The organism is Burkholderia sp. LMU1-1-1.1 (genome assembly GCF_040675865.1).
In the GTDB taxonomy this organism is placed as follows: Bacteria; Pseudomonadota; Gammaproteobacteria; order Burkholderiales; family Burkholderiaceae_D; genus Rugamonas.
Map to the genome: position 1 here is coordinate 67,935 of NZ_JBEGHG010000078.1, position 21,519 is coordinate 89,453.

Sequence of the window (21,519 nt, forward strand, 5' to 3'; positions counted from 1 at the left end):
TAATCCGCCAGGCATGAGCCGCTAACGGCCCATACCGACCAGCCCGTGTAGAAATGGTGGACCGGACCCCGGAGTTGCTTTTGATTACGGTGCGGCTTCGCACGCGCCTTTGAGGAGGAACGCTTGCGTGACCTTGGCGATCGCCGCCTTGAGCTCGGCGGGGCCGCCGTCGTACATGTCGTTGTGCCTGGCGCCGGGGAGCTTGACGATGCACGCGCCGTACTGTTTTTGCTCTTGCGCGTCCGGCAGCACGCCGGCGTCGGCTTGCGTGTCGCCGGCGCGGATCGACAGCACTTTGACCGCCGTGGTCCGTGGCAGCGCGCCGCGCCGGTTGTCCAGGGCGACCACCCGGGTGATCGTGGGGTCGCCTTCGCTGGCGCGCTCGGCCGAAATGTCGCCGCCCAGCGAGTGGCCGATCAGGGTCACGTGCCGCCAGTCGTAGCCGGGGTGCGATTTGCTTAGGCTTTCCTGCACGAAGCGCAAATTGGCGACGCCACGGCGCCGCATGGTCTTCAGTTGCGGGACGACATCTTCGTTTCTGTCGAGCTTGGCGTCGGTCGGCAACTGGTGGTCGACGCTGACCACCAGCCAGCCGGACCGGTTCAGCTCCTCGACCAGGAAACGGTATTCCTTGTAGCCGATGCCGTAGCCGGCGCTGAGCAGGGCGACCGGGCACGGCGCCTTGGTGCATGGCGCGGCCGGCAGCGACAGTTCGATCGGGATCGCGCGCTGCCGCGCCTGATCCTGCAAGGTCAGGTCCAGGGTGGCGGCCGACGCGGCCGGCGCGGCGGCGCCGATGGCGAGCGACAGCGTTAAAGCGGATTTCATTCGGAGATGGCGATGACTGACCATTGGACGTCCTTGATCGGCGTGCGCGTTTCGCGGTCGCGCCGGTAGCTGTGAAAGGCGAAGCCGGCGTCGCCGGGATGGCACATGGTGCATTCCGGCGCGGCGGTGACATTGGCGAAGCCGGCGCGTTCCAGTTGCCAGCCGGCGATGCCGGCCAGGTTCAGGTTGCCCGCCTCCGAGGAGATGACGCGCGCCGGCATGGCGTAACGTTCGCCGAATTGCGCGATCAGCTCGGGCGAGACTTGATAGCAGCAGCCGCCCGCCGCCGGTCCGGTCGCGGCCAGCCAGTCGCCGGCCCGGTCGCCGCGCGCGGCCAGCATGTCGGCGAAGCGCGCGATGATGCCGGCGTAGGCGCCGCGCCAGCCGACGTGCAGCGCGGCCACCGCCTTGCCGTCCTTGCGCGCCAGCAGCACCGGGACGCAGTCGGCCGTGGCGATCGCCAGCAGCAGGCCGGGGCGCTCGGTGAGCATGCCGTCGGCCTCGCCGCAGTCCTGGTGCGCGCTGTCGGCGACGGCGATGTGCGTGCCATGCCGCTCGTGCTGGATCGGACGCCGCTCCCAGTATTGCGGAAAGTGTTGCGCCATGTCGTCGTGCCGCGCGCCGAAGCCGTGGACGACCGACTCCAGCGATGCTAAAACCGTGCTTCTGATAACCATCGATGCCTGTATCTATCGTTTGAGGATTTTCTCCACCGGCGACGGACGCAGGCGGAAGGCGTCCGGCATGCCGGAGCCGAGCAGGGGACGCAAATACATGCGGAAGGCGTCCGTCACGTCGGTGCCGCTGGCGCTGATGAACTCGTCTTCCATGACGCGCGTCTTGCCGGCCACCGCTTGCAGCGCCTGCAGTTCGTAGTCGACCGAGTAGAAGCCGGTGCGCTTGATGGCGACCGAGCCGTCGCGGTCGCCCCACATGGCGAACTGCACCGCCTTTTCGGCCACCTCGCGCGCTTCGCGCTGGTCGACGTCGGACACGCAACCGATGAACGAGCGTTGCAGATAGCCGAAGGTGTCGCCGCGCACGCGCTTGATGCCCAGCTTGGCCTTGATCTCGTCGCACAGCAGGTCGGCCAGCGCGCCGGTGCCCGACAGCTGGACGTTGCCGTGGGCGTCGCGTTCGACTTCCTTGGCCAGCAGGCTGGCGATGGCCTCGCCGGAGGCGTCGTGGATGCCTTCGGAGACGGCGATCACGCAGCGGCCGTGGCGTTCATAAACGGCTTTCACATCGCGCAGGAACTGGTCGAGCGAGAACACGCGCTCCGGCAGGTAGATCAGGTGCGGGCCGTCGTCGGAAAACTTCTTGCCCAGCGCAGAGGCGGCCGTCAGGAAGCCGGCGTGCCGTCCCATCACCACGCCGACATACACGCCCGGTAGCGATGCGTTGTCGAGGTTGGCGCCGGCGAAGGCTTGCGCGACAAAGCGCGCGGCCGACGGGAAGCCGGGCGTGTGGTCGTTGCCGACCAGATCGTTGTCGATGGTCTTGGGGATGTGCATGCAGCGCAGCGGATAGCCCGCCTGCTGCGCCTGCTCGCTGACGATGCGCACCGTGTCGGACGAGTCGTTGCCGCCGATGTAGTAGAACTGTTCGATTTCGTGCGCGCGCAGCACCTTGAAGATTTCTTCGCAGTAGGCGAGGTCCGGCTTGTCGCGGGTGGAGCCGAGCGCCGACGACGGCGTGGCCGCCACCAGTTCGAGGTTGTTGCTGGTTTCCCGCGTGAGGTCGACGAAGTCCTCGTTGACGATGCCGCGCACGCCGTGCATGGCGCCGTAGACGCGGGTGACGTCGCGGAAGCGGCGCGCCTCCAGCACCACGCCGGCCAGCGACTGGTTGATGACGGCGGTCGGTCCGCCGCCCTGTGCGACCAGAATTTTCCCTGAAGACATGTTCCGCTCCTTATCGTTGATAAGACTGAGCCGTGACTATAGCGCGAGTGTTGCGGCAAAGCGAATCTAAAACACGTAGGGCGGATTAGCGTAGCGTAATCGGCCATGCGTGCGCCGCCAGCGGCTCATCGATGGCCGATTACGGCGTTCCGCCTAATCCGACCTACGTGTTTCAGAATGGCTCGAAGGCCCCGATTCATTGTCGACCGATGTTTTTATCCAGGAACTTTTCCACCCGTCCCCAGAAATCGATGCGGTTTTTCGGCAGCGCCCAGCCGTGGCCTTCCTCTTCGTACTCGATCCATTCGACGTCGGGGTTGCCCTCCTTGACGGCCTTGTGGAACTTGGTGCCGTGCGGCAGCGGCACGCGCCGGTCGGCGCCGCCGTAGGCCAGCAACAGCGGCTGCTTGATGCGCGCCGCCTGCAGCAGCGGCGAGGTGGCCTTGAGTTGCTCGGCGTCCTTGACCTGGTCGCCGATCAGCTCCGGCATGCCGTACTGTTTCCAGCCGTCGGGCAGGTCGGAGGTGAAGTTCCAGTGGCCGTCGTACAGCAGGTTGATGTCGGTCACGCCGATCCAGTTGACGCCGCACTTGTACAGGTCCGGATCGTTGATCAGGCCCATCAACGTGGCGTAGCCGCCGTAGCTGGCGCCGGCGATGCAGATGCGCTTGGGGTCGGCCATGCCCTGGGCGATGGCCCAGCGCGTGCCGTCGGCAATGTCGTCCTGCATCTTCAGGCCCCATTGCTTCCAGCCGGCGCGGAAATGCCTGGTGCCGAAGCCGGTGCTGCCGCGAAATTCCGGTTCCAGCACCGCGTAGCCGCGCGAGGCCAGGAATTGGGTGTTCGCATTCCAGCCCCAGCTGCCGCCGCGCACGTAAGGGCCGCCGTGGACCAGCACCACCATCGGCAGGTTCTTGCCGCCGCCCCTGGGCAGCGTCAGCCAGGCCGGAATCTCGAGACCGTCGCGCGCCTTGTAGCGCACCAGCGTTTGCCGGGCCATCCGCTCGGGCTGGATGTGCGGATGGCTGTTACCGATCAGGCTCATTTTCTGGGTGTCGCTGTTGTACATCATGGTACGCGACGGGAACAGGTCCGAATAGGCGGTCACCAGCACCCATGGCGACTCCGGCCGCGTCGGCAGAACCAGCAGGTTGACGGTGTTGGGCAGCATCTGGTCGACCTTGGCCTGCATCGCCTTCATGCCGTCGTCGAGCCAGGTGGTGTCGCGGGCGTCGGTCAGGCGGCGCACGCCGAGCAGCTTGCCCTTGCCGAAGATGAGGCTGCCGTTGAAGTCGTAGTCCGCCAACCGGACCACCGGCTGGTCGGAAATCTTGTTGGTGGCGAAATCGAAGGTGTATACGGCAGACTTGTCCTGGCCGGCGTAGCTGATGACGTACAAGGTGCCGTCCGGCCCGAAGGCCAGCGGGCTGAAGGCGTCCTCGCCGCCGGTGTAGGTGTCGAAGCTGACGAGCTTGCGCCATTCCTGGTCCTTGGCCGGGTCGCGGTAATAAATGGTGCTGACCTTGCCCTCGATCGTGGTGGTCAGGCGCGGCTCGCCGTTGTTGTCGAGCAGCCAGCTGCGGCTGTTGCCCGGACGTTTGAACGACGTGTAGCGGCCGGTCGTCGTATTGAGGCGTTGCAGGTCGACATAGTCGATCTGGCCGTGGTTGGTGATGGCGCGGTAGGTGACGTAGATGTCGTCGGAATCCTGGCCGTTCTTCTGGCCCAGCAAATAGGTGTTCCATGGCAGCAGTTCGCGGCTGCGGATGCCCGAGCCGCCGCTGGTGACGAACGGTTTTCCGCTGCGGCTGACCAGTTGCAGCAACTTGCCGCCGTCGCGGTTGATCGCGAACAGTCCCGGCGCATAGCGCACGTCGCCCTGGCCGACGCTGCGGTCGGTGGCGGTGAACACCAGCCGCTCGTCGTTGACCCACTGGAAGGACCCGATATCGGCGTCGGTGAAGGCGCCCACCACCTTGACGCTGTTGTCGCTCAGCGTGATCACGCCCAGGCGGTCGCGGCTGTTATTGCCGGCCACGCGCACGGCCAGATATTTACCGCTGGGCGAGAGCAGCGCGCCGCTGAACTGGGGATTGTCGAAGAAGGCGGCGATCGGCGGCGCGGCCTGCGTGGTCCCGGCGGCCAAGGCCGCGGCGTCGGCGGCGTGGGCGGCCGGGGCCTGGACAATGAAGGCGGCCGCGGCCGTCAGGGTGGCGCGTACGAGCAGCTGATGAAATCGCATGGGGCGGGTGGTGAAATAGTCGAGGTGTCGAACAATACCACCATGTTATCAAATCCGCCACATTTCTCCTTCATGCCGTTGTTGTCGCCCTACGGCGCGGCGGCCTGGCCGATGTTCTTGTCCAGGAATTTCTCCACCCGTCCCCAGAAGTCGATGCGGTTCTTCGGCAACGCCCAACCGTGGCCTTCCTCCTCGTACTCGATCCATTCGACGTTGGGATTGCCCTCCTTGACGGCCTTGTAGAACCTGGTGCCGTGCGGCAGCGGCACGCGCATGTCGGCGCCGCCGTAGGCCAGCAACAATGGCTGCTTGATGCGCGACGCCTGCAGCAACGGCGAGGTGGCCTTCAACTGTTCGGCGTCCTTGACCTGGTCGCCGACCAAGGTCGGCATGCCGTACTGCTTCCAGGCGTCGTCCAGGTCGGAGGTGTAATTCCATTGGCCGTCATACAGCAGGTTGATGTCGGTCACGCCGGCCCAGTCGATGCCGCATTTGTACAGGTCGGGATCGTTGACCAGGCCCATCAAGGTCGCGTAACCGCCGTAGCTGGCGCCGGCGATGCAGATGCGCTTGGCGTCGGCCGTGCCCTGGGCGATGGCCCAGCGGGCGCCATCGGCGATGTCGTCCTGCATTTTCAAGCCCCATTGCTTCCAGCCGGCGCGGAACAGCTTTCTGCCGAAGCCGGTGCTGCCGCGGTACTCCGGCTCCAGCACCGCGTAGCCGCGCGAGGCCAGGAACTGGGCGTCGGCGTTCCAGCCCCAGCTGCCGCCGCGCACGTAGGGGCCGCCGTGCACCAGCACCACCAGCGGCAGGTTTTTGTTGGCGCCGCGCGGCACGGTCAGCCACGCGGGAATCACCAGGCCGTCGCGCGCCTTGTAGTGGACCAGGGATTGTTGCGCCATCCGCGCCGGATCGATTTGCGGATGGGTGCTGCCGATCAGGTTGAGTTTTTTGGTGTCGCTGTTGTAGAGCATCGCGCGCGGCGGAAACAGGTCCGAGTACGATTCCACCAGCACCCACGGCGACTCCGGCCGGGTCGGCAGGGACAGCAGGTTGATGGTGTTGGGCAGCATCTCGTCGATCTGGGCCTGCATCGCCTTCATGCCGGCGTCGAGCCAGGTCGTGTCCCAGGCGTCGGTCAGGCGCCGCACGCCCAGCAGTTTGTTGTCCCCGAAAATGAGATTGCCTGTGAAATCGTAGCCGTCGAGCACGATCACCGGCTGGTCCGAGATTTTATTGGCGGCGAAATCGAAGGTGTAGACGGCCGTCTTGTCCTGGCCGGCGTTGCTGGTCACATACAGCGTGCCGTCCGGCCCGAACGCGAGCGGCCTGAACGCGCCCTTGCCGCCGGTGTAGTTGTTGAAGCTGACGAGCTTGCGCCACTCCTGCTCCTTGGCCGGGTCGCGGTAGTAGATCGTTTTGATGCCTTTCTCGACCGTGGCGGTCAGGCGCGGCTCGCCGTCCTTGTCGAGCAGCCAGGACATGCTGTCGCCGGGCCGTCTGAACGCCGTGTAGCGCCCGGTCAGGGTGTTGAGGCGCTCGAGCTCGATATAGTCGATTTGTCCGGGCCGTTGGATGGCCGGTTTGACCACGTAGACGAACTCGGAATCCTGCTTGGTCCGTTGGCCCAGTAAATACGTATTCCACGGCAGCAGCTCGCGATTGTGAATGGCGGTGGCGCCGCCCGCCGTAATGAACGGCTGGCCTGCGCGGCTGGCCAGCTGGATGAACTTGCTGCCGTCGCGGTTGACCGCGTACAAGCCGGGGGCGTAACGCGCGTCGCCCTGGCCGACGGTGCGGTCGGTGGCGGTGAACACCAGCCGCTCGTCGTTGACCCAGTCGAAGCTGCCGATGTCGGCGTCGCTGAAGTTGCCCACGGCTTTGACGCTGTTGTCGCTGAGCGTGATCACGGCCAGCATGTCGCGATGGTCCTTTTTGCTCATGCGCACGGCCAGATATTTTCCGCTGGGCGAGAGCAGCGCGCCGCTGAACTCGGGATTGCTGAAGAAGTCGGCGATCGGCGGACGCGCGGCGGCGATGGGGGCGGTGGCGGCCGGCGCGTCGGCGGCGGCGACCGTCGCCATCGGCGACAACGCCAGCATAGCCAGCAAGGTCAGCGCGATCAGCGTGGAACGCGGGGGCAACAATGGCTTGAATCTCATGGCACTCTATGAAAGTAGGATAACTTTCGCAGCGTAGCACCCAGTTATCAAATCCGCCACAGGTCGCCGATGCCTGAAATGTAACGTTACATTTCCTTGTGTTCGGCCGCGCGGATGTAGTCGACCAGCGCGCCGGTTTCGGGACCCGGCTCCGGCGTCATCAGGCTGACAACCACCATCGTCAGCAGGCCGGCCGGCACGCCGAAGATGCCGGCCGAGATCGGCGCGATGTGGAACCACTGGCCGGCCGCGCTGCCCCCGAGGACGGGATTGGTGTGCAACATATAGTAGAGGCAGACGGAGAAGCCGGCGATCATGCCGGCCACCGCGCCCTGGTGGTTGGCGCGCTTCCAGAACACGCCCAGCGCCAGCGCCGGGAACATCGCCGAGCCGGCCAGCGAGAACGCCGCGCCCACCAGCGAGATGATGTCGCCGGGCTTGGTCGAGGCGGCGTAGGCGGCGATGAAGGCCACCCCCAGCAGCAGCAACTTGGAGATCGTCACGCGCTTTTGCGTGGAGGCGGTGCGGTCGACGATCTTGTAATAGATGTCGTGCGACAGCGCGTTGGAGATCGCCAGCAGCAGGCCGTCGGCGGTCGACAGCGCCGCCGCCAGCCCGCCGGCCGCCACCAGGCCCGAGACCACGTACGGCAGGCCGGCGATCTCCGGCGTGGCCAGCACCAGCACGTCGGCGTCGATGGTGATCTCGGCCAGCTGCACCACGCCGTCGCGGTTGATGTCGTTGATGCTGAACAGCGGATTGACCTTGTCGACATTGCTCCAGTACGACACCCAGTTGGGCAGGTGGGCGAAGTCGCTGCCGACCAGCGCGTTGTAGATGTCGTACTTGACCAGCACCGCCAGCGCCGGGATGGTCAGATAGATCAGCAGGATGAAGAACAGGGTCCAGAACACCGACACGCGCGTCTCGTGCACCGACGGCGTCGTGTACGAGCGCATCAGGATGTGCGGCAGCGCGGCCGTGCCCAGCATCAGGCAGAACACCAGCGCCAGGAAGTTGTTGCGCTTGATGTTGGAGGCGGCCGGGTCGCCGGGGTAGGGCGTGGCGTGCGGCGTGATCGGCTCGGCGCGGGCCAGGTTCTGGGTGCGCGCGTCCGACCACATGCGCGCCGCCTCGTCGGCGTCCTTCGGATAGGCGATCAGCGCGCGCTCGGCGTTGCGGATCTCCAGCAGCGAGGCGTTGCGCAGCTTGACGTCGTCGAGCTTGCGCTGCATTTGCAGCCGGCCCGCCTCCCACGACGACGGCAGGGTGTTGAGGCGCAATTGGTAATCGTCGGCGCGCTGGCGGAAGATGGCGCGCACCTCGGCCTCCTTCGGATCGTCCTGCAGCACCGCCTCGCGCGCGCTCAGTTGCGGCAGCAGCTTGCCGTAGGCTACCTGCGGGATCGGGTTGTCGCTGTGTTTGGCAGACAGCCAGATGGCCGGCATCAGGAAGGCGACCAGGATGATGATGTATTGCGCCACCTGGGTCCAGGTGATGGCGCGCATGCCGCCCAGGAAGGAGCACACCAGGATGCTGGCCAGCCCGAGGAAGATGCCGACCGAGAAATCGACGCCGGTGAAGCGCGAGGCGATCAGCCCCACAGCGTAGATCTGCGCCACCACGTAGGTGAACGAGACGATGATGGTGGCGATCACGGCGATGATGCGCACCGCGCGTCCGCCCCGGTTGTCGTCGCTGGCGCCGCCGTAGCGCATGGCCAGGAAGTCGGGGATGGTGTACTGGCTGAACTTGCGAAGGTAGGGCGCGATCAGCAGCGCCACCAGGCAGTAGCCGCCGGTCCAGCCCATGATGTAGGCCAGGCCGTCGAAGCCGTGCAGGTACAGCCCGCCGGCCAGGCTGATGAAGCTGGCGGCCGAGATCCAGTCGGCGGCGGTGGCCATGCCGTTGAACATGGCCGGCACGCGGCGCCCGGCGACGTAGTATTCCAGCACGTTGGAGGTGCGGCTGAGCACGCCCAAGGTGGCGTACAGCACGATCGTGGCGAACATGAACAGGTAGCCGATCCACACGCGCGGCATGCCTTCCTGTTCCAGCACCGACAGCGAAATCAGGAAGCCGACGAAGCCGAGCGTGAACAGCAGGTAGTAGCGGCTCAGCCGCCGGAAGAAGGTGCCGGGCTCTTTCAAACGCGTGGCTCCTTGGTGGCCGATGGCTTGGCCGGCGCGGCCGCCTGATCGAGGCGGCGCATGCGCCAGGCGTAGAACCCCAGGATGGCCAGGTACACCAGCGAGGCGCCCTGCGCGGCCAGGTAGAACGACAGCGGCCAGCCGAACACGCTCAGCCCGGTCAGCTCGCGCGCGAAGAAGGCGACGCAGAAGCCGGTGAGCAGCCACAGCAGCAATAGCCAGCCGGTCATGGCACGGGTCTTGCGCCAGTGTTGCCTGCGCGTCAGCGGCGCGGGTTCCAGCATGTTGTCATCCATAGTGCGGCGGCTCGCTTTCTTCTTCCTGCGGTGGCGGTGGCGGCGGGAAGCCGACGCGGAACAGGCAGCCCGGCAGCTTCGGTTGCAGCGAACGGGGATTGCTGTAGATGTCGACCTCGGCGCCGTGCTGCTGGGCGATCTCGCGCACGATCGCCAGCCCCAGCCCGCTGCCTTCGGCGGCGTGGCCGAGGATGCGGTAGAAGCGCTCGAACACCCGTTCGCGCTCGGCCTTGGCGATGCCCGGCCCGGTGTCCTCGACTTCCAGATAACCGGGCTCGCCCTGGTGGCCGCGCACCCGCACCGTCACGCTGCCGCCGGCCGGCGTGTAGCGCAGCGCGTTGTCGATCAGGTTGGACAGCAGCTCGCGCAGCATGGTCGGATTGCCGACGATCTGCACCGGCGTGGGCGGCGCCTCGAATCCCAGGTCGATGCGGTGCGAGAACGAGGCCTGCACCCAGTCCTGCACCACGCCGCGCGCCAGTTCGGACAGTTCCAGCGGCAGCATCGCCGTGCCGGTCTGCGGCTGGTTCTCGGCGCGCGCCAGGGCCAGCAGCTGATTCACCAGCCGCGTGGCCGCCTGCGAGCTCTTGGCCAGTTGTTCCAGCGAGCGGTGGATCTCGCCGCCGTCGGTCTGGCGCAGCGCCAGCTCCGACTGCATGCGCATGCCCGCCAGCGGCGTGCGCATCTGGTGCGCGGCGTCGGCGATGAAACGCTTTTGCATCTCGATCGACAGCGACAGCCGCGCCAGCATCTCGTTGAGCGAGCGCACCAGCGGAGAAATTTCCTCCGGCACGTCGCTCGATTCGATCGGGCTCAGGTCGTCCGAGCCGCGCGCGCGGATGCGCTCCTGCAGCTGCGCCAGCGGCGACAGGCCGCGCGCCAGCGCGAACCACACCAGCGCCAGCACGATCGGCAGGATGATGAACTGCGGCAGGATCACGCCCTTGATGATTTCGTTGGCCAGCTGGCCGCGCTTTTCCAGCGTCTCGGCCACCTGCACCAGCGCCAGCTGCGGCTCGTCGTCGCCGAGCCTTTCCAGCCGCACATATGAATAGGCGACGCGCACCGGCGTGCCGTGCATGCTGTCGTTGCGGAAGCGCACGCTGCCGGCGCGGTAGCGCTCGTCCTCTTCCATCTGCGGTGGCGGCAGGTCGCGGTCGCCGTCGATGTGCTCGCCGCGCGGGCCGTGGACCTGGAAGTAGACATTGTCGACGTCGTCGGCGCGCAGGATGTCGCGCGCCGAGCCGGACAGGCTTTTGATGATCTTGCCGTCGACCGAGCGCACCTGCTGCGCCAGCACCGTCACGCTGTCCTCCAGCGCGTGGTCGAACGGCTGGTTGGCGATCGATTTGGCGACCAGGTAGGTGATGGCGATGCTCATCGGCCACAGCAACAACAGCGGCGCCAGCATCCAGTCGAGGATTTCGCCGAACAGCGAGTTCTGCACGCCCTCGTCGGCCTCGGCGGCGGGCGGCTGGTATTCCGGGCCGTCCGCCTCCGCGTCCTCCAGTTGCTCGGGCGCGGGCAGGCGGTTCACTTGGCGGCGTCGCCGAGGTCGGCGTTGGAGCTGGCGCGGGCCGCTTCGGAATATTTTTCCAGGCAGTAGCCCAGCCCGCGCACGGTGGCGATGCGCACGCCGCCGACCTCGATCTTCTTGCGCAACCGGTGCACATAGACCTCGATGGCGTTGTTGCTCACTTCCTCGCCCCATTCGCACAGGTGGTCGACCAGTTGTTCTTTCGACACCAGGCGGCCGGTGCGCGCCAGCAGGATTTCCAGCAGGCCCAGCTCGCGCGCCGACAGGTCCAGCATCTGGTCGTTGATATAGGCGCTGCGGCCGACCTGGTCGTACGACAGCGGCCCGTGCTTGATGATGGTGGCGCCGCCGCCGGCGCCGCGGCGCGTGAGCGCGCGCACCCGCGCCTCCAGCTCGGACAGCGCGAACGGCTTGGCCATGTAATCGTCGGCGCCCAGGTCGAGGCCGTTGACCCGCTGCTCGATCGAATCGGCCGCCGTCAAAATCAGCACCGGCAGCAGCGACGCGCGCGAGCGCAGGCGGCGCAGCACCTCCAGCCCGGACAGCTTGGGCAGGCCCAGGTCCAGGATCAGCAGATCGAATTCCTGGGTCGACAGGGCGGTGTCGGCCTCCTGGCCGTTGCGGACGCAATCGATGGCGTAGCCGGACTGGCGCAGCGAACGCGTCAGCCCATCGGCCAGGACGCTGTCATCTTCGGCAAGTAAAATACGCATGTAAGGCACTCCGGCGGCAGAAGTCTGTATTGTGTTTCATTTCCCGCAAGGTGGCGAGTTTTTGTACGATTTCGCCGATTCTCTACAAATCCGCTTGCATTGATCACTGTTTTTTTATACAGTACTGCCTGAACCGACGAATTGTCCCACCACCCACTGGTTGAAAGCACATTATGGACGACAAAAAAGCTGTAATCCCCGCATCTGAAAAAGCCAAGGCGCTGGCCGCCGCGCTGGCCCAGATTGAAAAGCAATTCGGCAAAGGCTCCGTCATGCGCATGGATGCCAACGCGCCGATCGAGGACGTGCAAGTGGTGTCGACCGGCTCGCTGGGCCTGGACATCGCGCTGGGCGTCGGTGGCTTGCCGCGCGGCCGCGTGGTGGAAATCTACGGTCCGGAATCTTCGGGTAAAACCACGCTGACCCTGCAAACCATCGCGGAAATGCAAAAACTGGGCGGCACCTGCGCGTTCATCGACGCGGAACACGCGCTGGACGTCGGCTATGCCCAAAAACTGGGCGTCAACCTGCACGAGCTGCTGATCTCGCAGCCGGACACCGGCGAGCAAGCGCTGGAAATCTGCGACGCGCTGGTGCGTTCGGGCTCGGTCGACCTGGTCGTCATCGACTCCGTCGCCGCGCTGACGCCACGCGCCGAGATCGAAGGCGACATGGGCGATTCGCTGCCGGGCCTGCAAGCCCGTCTGATGTCGCAGGCGCTGCGCAAGCTGACCGGCTCGATCAACCGCACCAATACGCTGGTCATCTTCATCAACCAGATCCGTATGAAGATCGGCGTCATGTTCGGTTCGCCGGAGACCACCACCGGCGGCAACGCGCTGAAGTTCTACGCCTCCGTGCGCCTGGACATCCGCCGCACCGGCTCGATCAAGTCGGGCGACGAGGTGATCGGTAACGAAACCAAGGTCAAGGTCGTCAAGAACAAGATCGCGCCACCGTTCAAGGAAGCGCACTTCGACATCCTGTACGGCGCCGGCACCTCGCGCGAAGGCGAGATCCTGGACCTGGGCGTGGAGGCGAAGATCGTCGAAAAGTCCGGTTCGTGGTACAGCTACAATGGCGAGCGCGTCGGCCAGGGCAAGGACAACGCCCGTATCTTCCTGCAGGAGCGTCCGGCGCTGGCATGGGAAATCGAAAACAAGGTCCGCGAATCGCTGGGCGTGCGCACCTTGCCGCCGCTGGCCGCCGACAAGGGTGACAGCGTCGTCAAGCTGAAGTCCGTCGACAAAGCGGACAAAGGCGACAAGGCCGACGCGGCGTAATTCGCCCGTTGCCGGTCGCGTCATCCCGCCAGCGCGGGAATGACTTAGCAGCCACCGCGCCATTCCCATGGCCGGTGGTTTTCTCATTGTGCAGAGGGTTTTATGGCCGCACCTCAACTTAGCCTGAAGGCACGCGCGCTGCGTTTTCTGTCGATGCGTGAACACAGCCGGCTGGAGCTGGGCCGCAAGCTGTCCAAGTACGCGGAGGAGGGCGACGACGTCGAAGCGCTGCTCGATCTGCTGGAAAAAAACAACTGGCTGTCGCAGGAGCGGTTTTCGGAATCGCTGATCCACCGGCGCTCCGCGCGCTTCGGCAATAGCCGGATTGTGGCGGAGTTGCAAAGCCACGGGGTTAAGGGCGAGGCGTTACAGGAACTGAAGGCCGGCTTGGCCGACAGCGAAACGGCGCGCGCCTGCGAAGTGTGGGAGCGCAAATTCGGCGTAGTCGCCACCGACCCGAAGGAGCGCAACAAGCAGATGCGATTTCTGATGCTGCGCGGTTTTTCCCAGCGCGCCGTACAGGCCGCGATGAAAGGTGTCGATCTGGACGATGAGATGTGACGTCGTTGGCGGCTCATGGCGACCGACGGCAACGCGGTAAAATGGATTTTTCTCCCAAGAAATCCAACGCCATGACCCGAAGCGATATGGCCAAAGCACTGACACTGGCGGCGTGGCTCTGGCTGCCAACCCTGGCGGTGCTGACAACGGATCAACTGCAAAACGCCGCCGACATCTTCGCGCTGCTGGCGTTTTCCCTCCTCGTGCTGGCCTTGCCGCTGGTGCTGATACCGCGCCCGCGTCTCTATTTCCTGCTGTGGACCCCGCTGGCGCTGCTGGTCCCGCCGTACGCCTACCTGACATTCTTCTACAGCAGCGTCCCCGGCGACGCCATGCTGGCCTCCGCCCTGAACACCAGCCCCGCCACCAGCATGCAAGTGCTCGCCTCGTTCGGCTGGCGCATCTGGCTCGTGCCGCTCAGCCTGCTCGCCTACGTGTTGCTGGCCCGGACCCTGAGCCGCCATTGGCAGCTCGACGTGCCGACCCGCAAACGCCTGCTGGCCGTCCTGCTGATGTATGTCAGCGTCGCCATGGTCGCCAGACTGGCGCTACCCCAGCAGCTCAACCTGCCGCCGCTGCTGGAACAATCCACGCTCAACCTGGCCTTCCCCAGCGGCCTGGCGATGTCGCTGTCGCGGCTGGCGCGCCACCAAAACCAGGATGGCTCCACGGAATTCGCCAGCGTCCACGGCCGCCCGGCCACCGGCAGCGAGGCCCAACCATTGCTGGTCGTGCTGGTCATCGGCGAAAGCCTGCGCGCCGACCACCTCGGCATCAACGGCTACGCGCGCGACACCACGCCGCAACTGGCCGCGCTCGGGCCGGAACTGCTGACGTTCCCCGATGTCGCCTCCACCGCCAACTGGACCAACCACGCGATGCCCGCCATCGTCTCGCTGCCGCCCGGCACGGCTGGCAAGCAACGCGCCAGCGTCCTGCAAACCTTCGGCGAGGCGGGCTACCGGACGGCCTGGCTGTCCAACCAGGAACCGACATCGTTCAGCCGTGGCGCCGACGTCGTCGAGCACGCCGTCAACTCCCAGGACTTCCACCTGCGCACCGACGCCAACCTGCTGCCGCTGATGACGTCCTTCGTCCGCCAGGCGGGGCCGCGCCAGTTCGTCGTGCTGCACATGATCGGCAGCCACATCCCATACGAGGAGCGCTACAGCGCCGCCTCCCGCGTGTACCGGCCGACCCTGCTCGAGCTGGGCATCGACGCGCCGCTGCCGGCCGACAAGGCTGCCGCCATCAACTCCTACGACAACACGGTCGTTGAAACCGACCGTTTCCTCGCGCGCGTGATCGACGTGCTGCGCGCCGAGTCGCGTCCGGCCGTGATGGTGTACACCTCCGACCACGGCGAAAATCTGTTCGACGACCAGCGCCATCTGTTCATGCACGCCCAGACCGGCCCGACCCGCCACGACACCCACGTCCCCTTGCTTGTATGGATGAACGCGCCATACCGCGCCGCCCATCCGGCCATCGAACTGGCGCTGCGCGCCAATCGCCAAAAGAAAATCGGCCACGCCGCCATGTTCCCGACGCTGCTTGAAATCGGCGCGGTGGGTTGGGACGGCAACGACACCAGCCACAGCTTCGCCTCGCCCTTATATATAGAGCGTCCGCGCAAAGTCATGATTGACGCGCTGTCGGCAACGCCGTACGAAAGCCTCAAATAACTCCCGCACCGCAACAAAGTCGCGCAGTTTTGTGATGAGTTGACATCAGGCACGTCGCAAGTCGGGCTGGGGTGTGCTACACTTTTAGGGTTTTTGCAGCACCGTGGGTGCGGTGGTTGTCCGTAGAAGCTACGGCAACGTGCATTTTTGATAAGAGAAATGCGCAAGGCTGCTAACTAACTCATGCCGCGAGAGCGGTATATTCTTATGTCACTGTCAATATCAGTTCACTGTCGTGCGTTCCGCACGGTCGTCCCAGCATATCCGCGCACCGATTGCCTGTGGAAGATTGACGCCTGTTTCACCTCCGGCCATCGCGCTGGCTGCACCCCCCTGATAGTACCGATCACCCCCAATTCCAGAACATTGCCCCGCACTGCGTCACGACGCCGTCGCACGGGCCGGTTTTACCCGCGCTGGGTGGACAAAGCAGCACCGGGTAGCGCGTAGCAACATCTGCTTATCTGAGCATCACACATTTCGCAGTATCAACCGATTTATACACATCAGCATCAGAAGGGAAGCCAGCATGAAAATCCATGAGTATCAAGGCAAAGAAATCCTCCGAAAATACGGAGTGACGGTTCCGCGCGGTATTCCGTGCATGTCCGTTGAAGAAGCAGTCAAAGCTGCGGAAACCTTGGGCGGCCCGGTCTGGGTTGTGAAAGCACAAATCCACGCCGGTGGCCGTGGTAAAGGCGGCGGCGTGAAAGTTGCGAAATCGCTGGAACAAGTCAAAGAATTCTCCGAGCAGATCCTGGGCATGCAGCTGGTCACGCACCAGACCGGCCCTGAAGGCCAGAAAGTACGCCGCCTGCTGATCGAAGAAGGCGCGGACATCAAGAAAGAACTGTACGTGTCGCTGGTCACCGACCGCGTCTCGCAGCGCGTCGTGCTGATGGCCTCGTCGGAAGGCGGCATGGACATCGAAGAAGTCGCCGAGTCCCACCCTGAACTGCTGCACTCGATCGCCATCGACCCATCCGTCGGCCTGACCGACGCCGATGCCGACGCGATCGCCGCCAAGATCGGCGTGCCTGCCGAATCGATCGCCGACGCCCGCGCCAACCTGCAAGGCCTGTACAAAGCCTACTGGGAAACCGACTCGTCGCTGGCCGAAATCAACCCGCTGATCCTGACCGGTTCGGGCAAAGTCATCGCCCTGGACGCCAAGTTCAACTTCGACGCCAACTCGCTGTTCCGTCAACCGGAAATCGTCGCCTACCGCGATCTGGACGAAGAAGATCCAGCCGAAGTCGAAGCATCGAAATTCGACCTGGCTTACATCTCCCTCGACGGCAACATCGGCTGCCTGGTCAACGGCGCCGGTCTGGCCATGGCCACCATGGACACCATCAAGCTGTTCGGCGGCGAGCCGGCCAACTTCCTGGACGTGGGCGGCGGTGCGACGGCTGAGAAAGTCACCGAAGCATTCAAGATCATGCTGAAAAACCCAGGCCTGAAAGCTATCCTGGTCAACATCTTCGGCGGCATCATGCGCTGCGACGTGATCGCCGAAGGCGTGATCACCGCGGTGAAAGCTGTCTCGCTGAACGTGCCGCTGGTGGTCCGCATGAAGGGCACCAACGAAGACCTGGGCAAGAAGATGCTGGCCGATTCCGGTCTGCCTATCATCGCTGCCGACACCATGGAAGATGCAGCGAAGAGCGTCGTAGCAGCCGCTGCCGGTCAAGCTTAATTAAGGAATCAACATGTCCATTCTGATCAATAAAGATACCAAAGTAGTTACCCAAGGGATCACCGGCAAGACCGGCCAGTTCCACACCCGCGGCTGCCGCGACTACGCGAACGGCAAAAATGCTTTCGTCGCAGGCGTGAACCCGAAGAAAGCCGGCGAAGACTTCGAAGGCATTCCAATTTTCGCCAACGTCGCTGAAGCGAAAAAAGAAACCGGCGCCAACGTGTCGGTCATCTACGTCCCGCCAGCAGGCGCGGCCGCCGCTATTTGGGAAGCCGTCGAAGCCGAGCTGGACCTGGCAATTTGCATCACCGAAGGCATCCCTGTCCGCGACATGATGGCCCTGAAGGACCGCATGGCCAAAGCCGGCTCGAAGACCCTGCTGCTGGGTCCTAACTGCCCAGGCCTGATCACCCCTGACGAAATCAAGATCGGCATCATGCCAGGTCACATCCACAAGAAGGGCCGCATCGGCGTCGTTTCGCGTTCGGGCACCCTGACCTATGAAGCAGTCGGCCAGCTGACCGCGCTGGGCCTGGGCCAATCGTCGGCAGTCGGCATCGGCGGCGACCCGATCAACGGTCTGAAGCACATCGACGTCATGAAGATGTTCAACGACGATCCTGACACCGACGCGGTCATCATGATCGGCGAAATCGGCGGTCCGGACGAAGCCAACGCGGCTTATTGGATCAAAGACAACATGAAAAAACCGGTCGTCGGCTTCATCGCCGGTGTGACCGCTCCTCCGGGCAAGCGCATGGGCCACGCCGGCGCGCTGATCTCCGGCGGCGCCGACACCGCACAAGCCAAACTGGAAATCATGGAAGCTTGCGGCATCACCGTCACCAAAAACCCGTCCGAAATGGCGCGTCTGCTGAAAGCCATGCTGTAATAACAGCCGGTTGAATGTGGAATAATGAAGGGGAGCCTAGCGCTCCCCTTTATTTTTGGAGAATCGGATTGGCGAAGATTATCGTCACGCGCGACGGCCAGACGGAACAGCAGGTTCAGCTGAGTAAGGAACGGATGACCATCGGCCGCCATCCGCGCAACGACATCGTGCTGTCGCATTCGGCCGTCAGCGGCGAGCACGCCGTCATCGTCACCATCCTCGACGACTCCTTCCTGGAAGACCTGCACAGCACCAACGGCACCTTCGTCAACGGCCACCGCATCGGCAAGCATTTCCTGCAACACCAGGACGTCATCAAGATGGCCAAGTTCCAGGTCGAGTTTCTGGCCGACGGCGTTCGGCCGAGCATGGCCGCAGAACCGCTCTTGGCCCACATCGAAGTCTTAAATGGCAACAATGCCGGAAAACAAATGGCGCTGACCAAGCCGCAGACCACGCTGGGCCGCGCCGGCGTGCAGGTGGTGGTCATCGAGCGCCAGCCGGATGTGTATACGCTCACACACATCGAAGGCGCGCAGCCGCCGCTGGTCAATGGCGTCGCGCTCGGCAAGCAGGCCTGGCGGCTCGGTCATGGCGACGTGATCGACCTCGGCGGCACACAAATGGCCTTCCGCATTGGCTGACAATAATTGTCACGCATTGTCACTGCTGACAAATCGCGGCGCTAAGAACTGACAAAAAACGGCAGTGGAGGGGGCGAAAATGGCGCTTATGAAAATATTCCGGCCCGTTTTGCCTGAAAAAGAGGCTGGCACACCGCTTGCGATAAGAGAGGTGTACCACCCAATTTTTTCACCCCACAGGAGTCGCAAAATGAAATCCATGAAAATGATGAAGAAACAAGCGCAGGCCGGCTTCACCCTGATCGAACTGATGATCGTGGTTGCCATTATCGGCATTCTGGCTGCCGTCGCGATCCCTGCGTACAGCGACTACACGGTCAAAGCCAAAGTCGCCAACATCCAAGGCGCCGCCGATTCGATGAAGACGGCCGTCGCGCTGTGCGCCCAAGAAGCTGGCGGCGTGCTCGACGGCTGCGATCTGGGCGCCAATGGTGTGCCGGCTGCGCTGACCGCCACCAAGGAAGTCGCGTCGGCGACCGTCAACAACGGCACTATCGAGCTGACGCTGGGTACGGGTCTTGGTGGAGGTCTCGATAGCAAAACCGTCACCTTCGCACCTAACATCGCCGACGGTGCGACCAACCTGAACTGGACCGTCAGCACCAACGTAACGAACCCCGCAGCATTGGCCGCGCTTACGAAGAACAACAAAGCACCTTAATTAGGTATGCTGAAAAAAACCGGCCTCGGCCGGTTTTTTTTCGTCTGGAACAACAGCGCTTCGGACTCTAAAACTTCAAATTTCCACGGTTCCACGTAGGGCGGATTAGCGAAGCTTAATCCGCCATCTACGAGCCGCCGCCGACATCCGCCACCACCAAATCAAACGATCTTCTGCCGATCCGCAATCAACGCCTCATACGTCAGGTTCTGCAACATCGTGTAATGCACCGGATCCAAGTCCACAAACTGCACACCGTAAGTGAACACCTCCGGCTTATCCCCCGCCGCCGGCTTCACCACATTAATATTCCGGATCGTCGCCTTCGGATTAACGCGCACCTGCCGATTGCCGGGCTGCGCGATCAAATAAAACGACAACGCCACCTGCGCATCATCCTCCGGCAACCGTTTCGCCGACTCGATCAGCGCCCCCGACACGCTCAAGTTCACCAGAAACACCGACGACGTCCCAACCGGCGTCGTCACCTGCGCCGGAATATCCACCTTCACACGCATCGCCGCGCGCAGACTGGTGCCCTGAATCGACACCGGGAACGACAGATGGGCATAAAAGAACGGCCGGGGAAACACGCGCTGCACGACGCACGAGAACGAGCACACATTCACGCCGGAAAACACCCGAATGGTCAGCTTGTCGCCATCGTTGATCGAGATCGGCGCGTTGTTCTCAAACGGCACCTTCACGATCATGTACTCGTCCTTGACCCAACCGATGATGGTCGAGAAGTGCTGGATCGGCTTGATGGTCCGGTGCGTGATGAACTGTATCCTGCCGCCCACCTGCAGGTTCATCTGTTCGAATTCGTATTCCTGAGTCTTGGCTTCGCTCGGGGGAGGGTTGCTGCTCATTCAATTTCTTTCTCGCAGACGCATCAGGCGACCACGGCAAGGTAACTGTCAAAAGATTACTTCCGTGCTATTTATTATATACAGGTTAATGAAAAGTAACAAAGCGGCAATTTACGATGATGTCATGGACAGCCGGGGATGTGCCAAAGCGTTGCATTTTGGTCGCCGAATAGGACGCGCCTCAATCGGCGGTCAGGCCCGGCGTGCTACTTCGACCGGCATTAGAAACTTCTAGCCAAGCATTCCAAAAATTTACGGCGTGTGGAAAGATGTCAAACAACGGTGGTTTGCGCTATTGAGGTTGCCCTCGCGTGTGAACGCCGGCCCCCTCAACTTATACGGAGTCATTTTGAAAAGTTTGCACTTTCGCATGATCTGCTTCGCCTTGTTTGCCGGTGCTGTGAATGCGCAGGAGTTCGATCGGTCTATGCTCGACGGCGTGTGGGCCGAAAGCACCAACTTTCAGTTCGGCTGCAGGCCCGATAACCTGCATCAGCGCCTTGAACTTTCCTCGGATGGAAAAACGCTCACCTTCAACAACGACAGGAAGTGGAAGATCAACGCGAATGAGGTCACCGAATACTCGGCCACAGTGGTGCGCTCGACGAAGAATGTGCTAATCATCAAGTACGGGTCTGAACTTGTGGGCATCCCAGATGAACTTCGCGAGTGGGAGATGCGATTTATTGGACCGGGAACCTACCTTTGGAGAGCCACATCATGGCGAGCGAACCAGTTCAACCAGGTCATTGGAGTCAAGTGCAAGCAATGAGGCCGGGCTAGCGTGGTGTCAGGTCAGTTCCGAGCTGGTACAGCCTAGCTCGTCGCGCTCCAATCCCCCGACTTGCCACCATGCTTTTCCATCACCCGGATATCGCTCATCACCATGCCGCGGTCCACTGCCTTGCACATGTCATACACCGTCAGCAGGCCAACCTGCACCGCGGTAAGCGCTTCCATTTCCACGCCGGTCTTGCCGAAAGTCTCGACCTGCGCCTTGCAGTGAACGCTCGAATTGGCCACATCCGTCTCGAAATCCACCGTCACCCGCGTCAATGCCAGTGGATGGCATAGTGGAATCAAATCGCTGGTGCGCTTCGATGCCATGATCGCGGCGATGCGCGCGATGCCCAGCACATCCCCCTTTTTTGCCGTGCCGCCGATGATGATCGCCAAGGTCTCCGGCTTCATGCGGATGGTCCCGCTGGCGACCGCGATGCGGTGCGTCTCCTGCTTGGCGCCGACATCGACCATGTGTGCTTGCCCGGAGGCGTCGAAGTGCGTCAGGTGGTCGGATGGCGGGGCGGATTTGGTGTCGGTCATGAGTAAGAGCTAACAAAATATTTCAGTGGCGGGCACTGTGCGTAAGGACCCGAGATGCGGGTAT

The 21,519-nt window shown here is 63.5% G+C and carries 19 protein-coding genes; 8 read left to right on the plus strand and 11 right to left on the minus strand.

Features of this window, described 5'->3' with window-relative positions:
- Positions 1–84 precede the first annotated feature (84 nt).
- The 9 genes from MRBLMU1_RS29905 to MRBLMU1_RS29945 all read right to left on the minus strand — a co-directional run bounded on the left by MRBLMU1_RS29905 (position 85) and on the right by MRBLMU1_RS29945 (position 11,832).
- The gene (locus MRBLMU1_RS29905; protein ID WP_363509754.1) at positions 85–828 is read right to left on the minus strand and encodes a hypothetical protein; all 744 of its coding nucleotides are present in this window, start codon (positions 826–828) and stop codon (positions 85–87) included.
- Positions 825–1,505: a polyphenol oxidase family protein gene (locus MRBLMU1_RS29910; protein WP_363509756.1), complete on the minus strand. Its 681-nt coding sequence runs from the start codon at positions 1,503–1,505 to the stop codon at positions 825–827. The genes MRBLMU1_RS29905 and MRBLMU1_RS29910 overlap by 4 nt, the downstream gene beginning before the upstream one ends.
- Before the next feature lie 12 nt (positions 1,506–1,517).
- Entirely contained in the window at positions 1,518–2,732 is a 1,215-nt protein-coding gene (locus tag MRBLMU1_RS29915) for a 6-phosphofructokinase (protein WP_363509758.1), read from the minus strand.
- A gap of 196 nt (positions 2,733–2,928) precedes the next feature.
- Positions 2,929–4,974, minus strand: a complete 2,046-nt coding sequence (locus tag MRBLMU1_RS29920) for an alpha/beta hydrolase family protein (protein ID WP_363509760.1) — start codon at positions 4,972–4,974, stop codon at positions 2,929–2,931.
- Positions 4,975–5,063: 89 nt separating this feature from the next.
- Positions 5,064–7,136: an alpha/beta hydrolase family protein gene (locus tag MRBLMU1_RS29925; protein ID WP_363509762.1), complete on the minus strand. Its 2,073-nt coding sequence runs from the start codon at positions 7,134–7,136 to the stop codon at positions 5,064–5,066.
- Between the two features lie 86 nt (positions 7,137–7,222).
- Complete coding sequence (locus MRBLMU1_RS29930; RefSeq protein WP_363509764.1) at positions 7,223–9,286, minus strand: sodium:solute symporter family protein; 2,064 nt, start codon at positions 9,284–9,286, stop codon at positions 7,223–7,225.
- Positions 9,283–9,570 carry a DUF4212 domain-containing protein gene (locus tag MRBLMU1_RS29935; RefSeq protein ID WP_363509766.1) on the minus strand — a complete coding sequence of 96 codons (288 nt, stop codon included), beginning with the start codon at positions 9,568–9,570 and terminating at the stop codon, positions 9,283–9,285. Before MRBLMU1_RS29935 ends, MRBLMU1_RS29930 begins: the two co-directional genes overlap by 4 nt.
- Positions 9,571–9,574: 4 nt before the next feature.
- Positions 9,575–11,092, minus strand: a complete 1,518-nt coding sequence (locus MRBLMU1_RS29940) for a sensor histidine kinase (RefSeq protein ID WP_363510249.1) — start codon at positions 11,090–11,092, stop codon at positions 9,575–9,577.
- A 23-nt stretch (positions 11,093–11,115) separates the two neighbouring features.
- A complete protein-coding gene (locus tag MRBLMU1_RS29945; protein WP_363509768.1) occupies positions 11,116–11,832 on the minus strand; it encodes a response regulator transcription factor in 717 nt (238 codons plus the stop codon).
- Positions 11,833–12,005: 173 nt separating this feature from the next.
- Between MRBLMU1_RS29945 and recA the strand changes: the two genes are divergently transcribed.
- The 7 genes from recA (at position 12,006) to MRBLMU1_RS29980 (ending at position 19,260) form a co-directional block, all read left to right on the plus strand.
- Positions 12,006–13,115 carry a recombinase RecA gene (gene recA / locus MRBLMU1_RS29950; protein WP_363509769.1) on the plus strand — a complete coding sequence of 370 codons (1,110 nt, stop codon included), beginning with the start codon at positions 12,006–12,008 and terminating at the stop codon, positions 13,113–13,115.
- A 102-nt stretch (positions 13,116–13,217) separates the two neighbouring features.
- Entirely contained in the window at positions 13,218–13,676 is a 459-nt protein-coding gene (recX, locus tag MRBLMU1_RS29955) for a recombination regulator RecX (RefSeq protein ID WP_363509771.1), read from the plus strand.
- 86 nt (positions 13,677–13,762) lie between these two features.
- The gene (locus tag MRBLMU1_RS29960; protein ID WP_363509773.1) at positions 13,763–15,361 is read left to right on the plus strand and encodes a phosphoethanolamine transferase; all 1,599 of its coding nucleotides are present in this window, start codon (positions 13,763–13,765) and stop codon (positions 15,359–15,361) included.
- Between the two features lie 529 nt (positions 15,362–15,890).
- Positions 15,891–17,060 (plus strand): ADP-forming succinate--CoA ligase subunit beta, encoded by a 1,170-nt coding sequence (gene sucC / locus MRBLMU1_RS29965; protein WP_363509775.1) that lies wholly within the window; start codon positions 15,891–15,893, stop codon positions 17,058–17,060.
- 13 nt (positions 17,061–17,073) lie between these two features.
- A complete protein-coding gene (sucD, locus tag MRBLMU1_RS29970; protein ID WP_019923788.1) occupies positions 17,074–17,955 on the plus strand; it encodes a succinate--CoA ligase subunit alpha in 882 nt (293 codons plus the stop codon).
- Positions 17,956–18,023: 68 nt separating this feature from the next.
- Positions 18,024–18,599 (plus strand): FHA domain-containing protein, encoded by a 576-nt coding sequence (locus MRBLMU1_RS29975; RefSeq protein WP_363509777.1) that lies wholly within the window; start codon positions 18,024–18,026, stop codon positions 18,597–18,599.
- A 190-nt stretch (positions 18,600–18,789) separates the two neighbouring features.
- On the plus strand, positions 18,790–19,260 hold the full coding sequence (locus MRBLMU1_RS29980; RefSeq protein ID WP_363509779.1) for a pilin: 471 nt from the start codon (positions 18,790–18,792) through the stop codon (positions 19,258–19,260).
- 161 nt (positions 19,261–19,421) lie between these two features.
- On the opposite strand, the gene MRBLMU1_RS29985 is transcribed toward MRBLMU1_RS29980, so the two are convergent.
- Positions 19,422–20,132 carry a flagellar brake protein gene (locus MRBLMU1_RS29985; RefSeq protein WP_363509781.1) on the minus strand — a complete coding sequence of 237 codons (711 nt, stop codon included), beginning with the start codon at positions 20,130–20,132 and terminating at the stop codon, positions 19,422–19,424.
- 349 nt (positions 20,133–20,481) lie between these two features.
- Between MRBLMU1_RS29985 and MRBLMU1_RS29990 the strand changes: the two genes are divergently transcribed.
- Entirely contained in the window at positions 20,482–20,904 is a 423-nt protein-coding gene (locus MRBLMU1_RS29990; protein ID WP_363509783.1) for a hypothetical protein, read from the plus strand.
- Positions 20,905–20,948: 44 nt separating this feature from the next.
- Here MRBLMU1_RS29990 and moaC read toward each other — a convergent pair whose 3' ends face one another.
- On the minus strand, positions 20,949–21,455 hold the full coding sequence (moaC, locus tag MRBLMU1_RS29995; RefSeq protein WP_363509785.1) for a cyclic pyranopterin monophosphate synthase MoaC: 507 nt from the start codon (positions 21,453–21,455) through the stop codon (positions 20,949–20,951).
- Positions 21,456–21,519 lie beyond the last annotated feature (64 nt).